The organism is Citrobacter sp. Awk 2, assembly GCF_028069815.1.
Lineage (GTDB): Bacteria > Pseudomonadota > Gammaproteobacteria > Enterobacterales > Enterobacteriaceae > Citrobacter.
In genome coordinates, this window is the sequence record NZ_JANEWL010000055.1 from 25,018 (window position 1) to 31,024 (window position 6,007).

Genomic DNA, 6,007 nt, shown 5'->3' on the forward strand with positions numbered 1-6,007 from the left:
GTTTTACAGGCCCGCTCCCGTGAGAGTAACGGGGAATACAGGCGGTCTGGCTACTCAAAGTATGATAAAGAAAACAGGGGGCAAGGGATGTTGCTTAATAAAATGTGTGGTCGTCGGCTGTCGGCAATCAGTTTGTGCCTGGCCGTAACATTCGCTCCACTGTTCAACGCGCAGGCTGATGAGCCTGAAATGATTCCTGGCGACAGCTCTGCCGCCGTCAGCGAACAGCCTACTGCGTTATCGCAACCGCAGGTACAATCTTACACGACCGGTGTGATGGCGGGAATTCAGTCTCTGCCCGATGGCACATCTGTGGATAAAGCTCGCGCTGAATTGCAATCTCAGCTACCAGCAGGCTATACGCCGGTCTATATGAGCCAGCTGGAATTGCTGTATGCCGCACGCGAAATGAAACCGATGTGGGAAAATCGTGATGCGGTAAAAGCCTTTCAACAACAGTTAGCCGAGGTGGCGATTGCCGGTTTTCAGCCGCAGTTTAACGCCTGGGTCGCGTTACTGACTGACCCGGCAGTCACAGGTCTGGCACGTGATACTGTGCTTTCTGATGCGATGATGGGCTATCTCCACTTCATTGCAAATATCCCCGTCAAAGGTAGCCGCTGGCTCTATAGCGATAAGCCTTATGCACTGGCAACACCACCGCTCTCCGTTGTTAACCAATGGCAGGTGGCGCTGGACAACGGTCAGCTAACTTCATTTATCACCAGCCTTACACCTCAGCATCCACAGTATGCTGCGATGCATGCGTCGTTGCTGAAGCTGGTGGGGGATTCGCGACCCTGGCCACGGTTGACCAGCACCACGACGTTGCGCCCCGGTGAATGGAGTAATGATATCCCGGCACTGCGCGAAATTCTGCGCCGCACTGGAATGCTGAACCCCGGTGTCAGTACTTCTGCCAAAGAAGGGCGTAGCGCCTACGATCGCGAACTTGTTGACGCGGTGAAACGTTTTCAGACATGGCAGGGGCTTGGGGCCGATGGCACGATTGGCCCTGCAACCCGCGACTGGTTGAATGTCACGCCTGCTCAGCGCGCAGGGGTGCTGGCGCTTAATATTCAGCGTTTGCGCCTGCTGCCGAGTGAGTTGTCTACCGGCATCATGGTGAATATTCCCGCGTACTCGTTGGTGTATTACCAGAATGGCAATCAGGTGCTGGCTTCCCGTGTTATCGTCGGACGTCCCGATCGTAAAACACCGATGATGAGCAGTGCGTTAAATAACGTGGTTGTAAACCCACCGTGGAACGTGCCGCCGACGCTGGCGCGTAAGGATATACTGCCTAAATTGTGGAACGATCCGGGGTACCTTGAGCGTCACGGGTATACTGTAATGCGCGGCTGGAACAGCAAAGAGACGATAGATCCGTGGCAGGTTGACTGGGCTACAATCACCGCTTCGAATCTGCCGTTCCGCTTCCAGCAGGCACCGGGCGCGCGTAATTCACTGGGTCGCTATAAATTCAACATGCCGAGTTCTGACGCCATTTATCTGCACGATACGCCAAACCATAATTTGTTCCAGAAGGATACTCGGGCACTAAGTTCTGGCTGTGTGCGCGTGAATAAGGCCTCGGAACTGGCGAATATGCTGCTGCAGGATGCTGGCTGGAATGATACACGCATCTCGGATGCCCTGAAGCAAGGGGATACGCGATATGTCAATATTCGCCAGAATATTCCGGTCAACCTGTACTATCTGACAGCCTTTGTGGGAAGTGATGGACGTACGCAGTATCGAACAGATATTTACAATTACGATCAGACAGCGCGATCCAGCGCACAAATCATGTCGAAAGCTGAGCAATTAATCAGATAAATGAAGCAGTTCGAGGAAAATGATTGTCGTAAGTTATGATGAAAACGGGGCAGGATGGCTGTAAGCCCCGTATTTCCTGGGTTTGGGAGCCTTGACGTGGACTACTTAGCCAGATAAGGTTTCCCGCGTGCGCTAGAGCATACATACGATAACATTGACCTGTAGACCTTAATACCATGGACAAATTTGACGCTAATCGCCGCAAATTGCTGGCGCTTGGTGGCATTGCCCTCGGCGCTGCCATCCTGCCCACGCCTGCGTTTGCAACTCTCTCCACCCCACGTCCGCGTATATTGACGTTGAATAACCTGCATACCGGTGAGTCAATTAAAGCAGAGTTTTTTGATGGCAGGGGCTATATTCAGGACGAATTAGCAAAACTTAATCACTTTTTCCGTGACTTTCGGGCGAATAAAGTGAAATCCATCGACCCGGGATTGTTTGATCAACTCTTCCGTCTGCAGGGACTGCTGGGTACGCGTAAACCCGTACAACTGATCTCCGGCTATCGCTCCATCGATACCAATAACGAACTCCGTGCACGTAGTCGTGGTGTGGCAAAGAAAAGCTACCACACGAAAGGACAGGCAATGGATTTCCATATTGAAGGCATCGCATTAAGTAATATTCGCAAAGCTGCGTTATCTATGCGCGCAGGTGGTGTAGGATACTACCCCAGCAGTAACTTTGTGCATATTGACACCGGGCCTGCACGGCACTGGTGATCCGTAAGCTTAATGAAACAGGAGCTGTATGAACTATCGTATTATTCCGGTCACTGCATTCGCCCAGAACTGCTCGCTAATCTGGTGTGAGCAGACGCGTCTGGCCGCACTGGTCGATCCCGGCGGTGATGCCGAGAAAATCAAACAGGAAGTGGATGCCAGCGGTCTTACGCTCATGCAGATCCTGCTTACCCACGGTCATCTCGACCATGTTGGGGCGGCAGCAGAACTGGCACAGCATTACGGTGTACCGGTTATTGGGCCGGAAAAAGAAGATGAGTTCTGGCTGCAGGGACTGCCTGCGCAAAGCCGTATGTTTGGCCTGGGTGACTGTGAGCCGCTAACGCCCGATCGCTGGCTAAACGAAGGCGATCGGATTAGCATCGGCAACGTAACCTTACAGGTGTTGCATTGCCCGGGTCACACGCCAGGGCATGTCGTCTTCTTTGATGAACAATCAAAGTTACTGATTTCCGGCGACGTGATTTTCAAAGGTGGCGTAGGGCGCAGTGATTTCCCGCGTGGGGATCACAGCCAACTGATTGACGCGATCAAACGTAAACTCTTACCGCTGGGTGATGACGTGACGTTTATTCCGGGTCACGGACCACTCTCTACGCTGGGTTACGAGCGGTTGCATAACCCGTTCCTGCAGGATGAAATGCCGGTTTGGTAACACTACAGATAAATAAAAAGGCCGCGATTGCGGCCTTTTGTATGTGCGATAGATTACAGAACAGCGACAATCGCTTCGCATAACGGTGCCATGTTGTCTGGCGTCATTCCTGCTACGTTTACGCGTCCTGAAGCAACAGCATAAACACCAAACTCTTCACGCAGACGAAGAACTTGTTCTTTCGTCAGGCCGCTGAATGAGAACATACCATTCTGTTTGATGATAAAGCTGAAATCGCGGTTTGCGCCTTTCTCCTGCAACGTGTTGACGAACAGCAGACGCATGCGCTGAATACGTTGGCGCATGTCAGTCAGTTCCTGTTCCCAGATTGCACGTAGCGCATCGTTGCTCAGAATTGTCGCGACAACTGAGGCACCGTGTGCCGGTGGGTTGGAGTAGTTCGCACGGATGACTGATTTCATCTGGCTAAAGGCACGGTCAACGGTTTCTGCATCGGCAGCGACCAGCGTACAGGCACCTACACGCTCATTGTACAGACCAAAGTTTTTGGAATAGGAACTGGCGACAATCAGCTCTTTATGCAGCGCGGCGAATGCACGCAGACCTTCTGCATCTTCTTCCAGACCACGAGCAAAGCCCTGGTAGGCAAAGTCGAACAGTGGTAACCAACCTTTGTCGACTGACAGCTGAGCCAATGTTTGCCATTGCTCCAGCGTCGGATCAATACCGGTCGGATTATGGCAGCAGCCGTGGAATAATACGACGTCGCCAGCTTGTGCTTCAGCCAGGCTTGCCAGCAGCGCATCAAAGTCCAGTGAATGGTTTGCCGCATCGTAATAGTTATATTCACGCACTTCCAGACCAGCTGAATTAAATACGCTCTTATGGTTCGGCCAGCTTGGGTTGCTGACCCACACGCGTTTTGCGCTGGTGTTTTTTGCCAGGAAATCAGCGGCCACACGCAGGGCACCCGTACCACCAGGGGTCTGTGCTGTACGCGCGCGTTTGTCATTAATCAGTGCACTTTCTTTACCAAACAGTAATTCCTGAGTGCAGCGACCAAACTCTGGAATACCGTCAATGCCAAGATAGTTTTTGGTGGTTTCATTTTCCAGGATATATTGCTCGGCTTTTTTAACGCTGGTCAGTACCGGCGTTTTGCCTGTCTCATCTTTATATACACCGATTCCGAGGTTTATTTTCCCCGAGCGGTCATCGGCACGAAACAAATCAGCCAGGCCCAAAATGGGGTCGGCAGGAGCGGCGGTAATGTTCTCAAACATGACGAGGTTCCATTGTGGTTACAGAAGGGAAGTCCGCTATCAGGTTAACGGTAGATTTACAAAATGCCAACCGTTAGTGACGAAAAGCAGGGGTGTTTTTTGAAGACGCAAGAATACGCTGGCGGAGATAAAAAAACAGGACCGAAGTCCTGTTTTTTAGGCATTTAGCAAAGAGGTCTGCTATTAGAACTGGTAAACGATACCCACTGCAACGGTGTCGTCAGAGCCTACGCCCAGTTTGTTGTCAGAATCGATCTGGTTGATGATGTAATCAACATAGGTGGACATGTTTTTGTTGAAGTAGTAAGTCGCGCCCACTTCGAAGTAGTTCACCAGATCTACGTCACCGATACCTTCGATATCCTTACCTTTAGATTTGGTATAGGCGATGGACGGACGCAGACCGAAGTCGAACTGGTACTGAGCAACTAACAGTACGTCTTCAGTTTTGTTCGCATAACCGTTAGAGATACGGGTTGCGTTGCGGGTTTCGCTGTAGTTCGCTGCCAGGTAGATGTTGTTAGCATCGTATTTCACGCCGGTAGCCCACTGCTCAGCTTTGTCGCCATGGCCGCGCAGAAGCGGGTTTTGCTGGGCATCGGTACGGTCAGCCGCGCCGTATGCACCGACGATACCGAAGCCTTCGAATTCGTAGCTTACAGAACCGCCAACGCCGTCACCATTAGAGCGACGAACGTCATCACGCTCGTTTTTACCCAGGTACTGAACAGCGAAGTTCAGGCCTTCAACCAGACCGAAGAAGTTGGAGTTACGGTAAGTCGCGAGGCCACCGTTACGCTGGGAGAAGAACTGGTCGGAAGCCGCAGTATCGCCACCGAATTCTGGCAGCATATCGGTGTAACCCAGTGCATCGTATACGACGCCGTAGTTACGACCGTAATCGAAGGAGCCTGCGTCACCGAATTTCAGACCAGCAAACGCCAGACGGGTTTTGTTCCCTTTCTGAGAGTCGTCACCGCCTTCGGAGTTATTGCCGCTGAACTGGTATTCCCACTGGCCGTAACCGGTCAGTTGGTCGTTAATCTGAGTTTCCCCTTTGAAACCAAGACGGGCGTAAGTCTGATCGCCATTAGGTGCGTAAGCGTTGTCACCGTTGTTCTTGGAGAAATAGTGCAGACCTACAGCTTTACCGTAGATGTCTACTTTATTGCCATCTTTGTTATAAACTTCTGCAGCGTTAGCTGCCCCGGCTACCAGCAGAGCAGGGATAACCACTGCCAGAATATTGCGCTTCATCATTATTTATTACCCTCATCGGTTTTTATATGACACCTGCCACTGCCGCCAATGAATTCCGTCAATAAAAATTTACGGAACTATTGATGAGAGTTTGGTGTCTTTATGTGTCTGCAGGCATCTTTCCATTCAAACTACCGTTTCGCTACTGTCAAAGTGCTACAAATATAAAGATTTAGTTTCAAAAAGAAAAAATGTGTAACAAAATGTTATTTTTATGCAACTTTGTGAACGACTTCAAATTTCAGCTGTCCCTGCGATTGAAT

The 6,007-nt window shown here is 51.0% G+C and carries 5 protein-coding genes; 3 read left to right on the forward strand and 2 right to left on the reverse strand.

The annotated features are described in order from the left end of the window. Window positions 1–87 precede the first annotated feature (87 nt). The 3 genes from ldtD to NNO02_RS14310 all read left to right on the forward strand — a co-directional run bounded on the left by ldtD (window position 88) and on the right by NNO02_RS14310 (window position 3,240). Window positions 88–1,839, forward strand: coding sequence for a L,D-transpeptidase (ldtD, locus tag NNO02_RS14300; RefSeq protein ID WP_271455084.1), 1,752 nt, complete (start codon window positions 88–90; stop codon window positions 1,837–1,839). 176 nt (window positions 1,840–2,015) lie between these two features. Beyond that, on the forward strand, window positions 2,016–2,564 hold the full coding sequence (locus tag NNO02_RS14305; protein WP_003831948.1) for a YcbK family protein: 549 nt from the start codon (window positions 2,016–2,018) through the stop codon (window positions 2,562–2,564). Window positions 2,565–2,592: 28 nt separating this feature from the next. Next, window positions 2,593–3,240 (forward strand): MBL fold metallo-hydrolase, encoded by a 648-nt coding sequence (locus NNO02_RS14310; RefSeq protein WP_271440653.1) that lies wholly within the window; start codon window positions 2,593–2,595, stop codon window positions 3,238–3,240. Window positions 3,241–3,293: 53 nt separating this feature from the next. Here NNO02_RS14310 and aspC read toward each other — a convergent pair whose 3' ends face one another. Together aspC and ompF are read right to left on the reverse strand one after the other, a co-directional pair. Then, window positions 3,294–4,484, reverse strand: coding sequence for an aspartate transaminase (aspC, locus tag NNO02_RS14315; protein WP_271455085.1), 1,191 nt, complete (start codon window positions 4,482–4,484; stop codon window positions 3,294–3,296). 183 nt (window positions 4,485–4,667) lie between these two features. Further along, entirely contained in the window at window positions 4,668–5,744 is a 1,077-nt protein-coding gene (gene ompF / locus NNO02_RS14320; RefSeq protein ID WP_137382833.1) for a porin OmpF, read from the reverse strand. Window positions 5,745–6,007 lie beyond the last annotated feature (263 nt).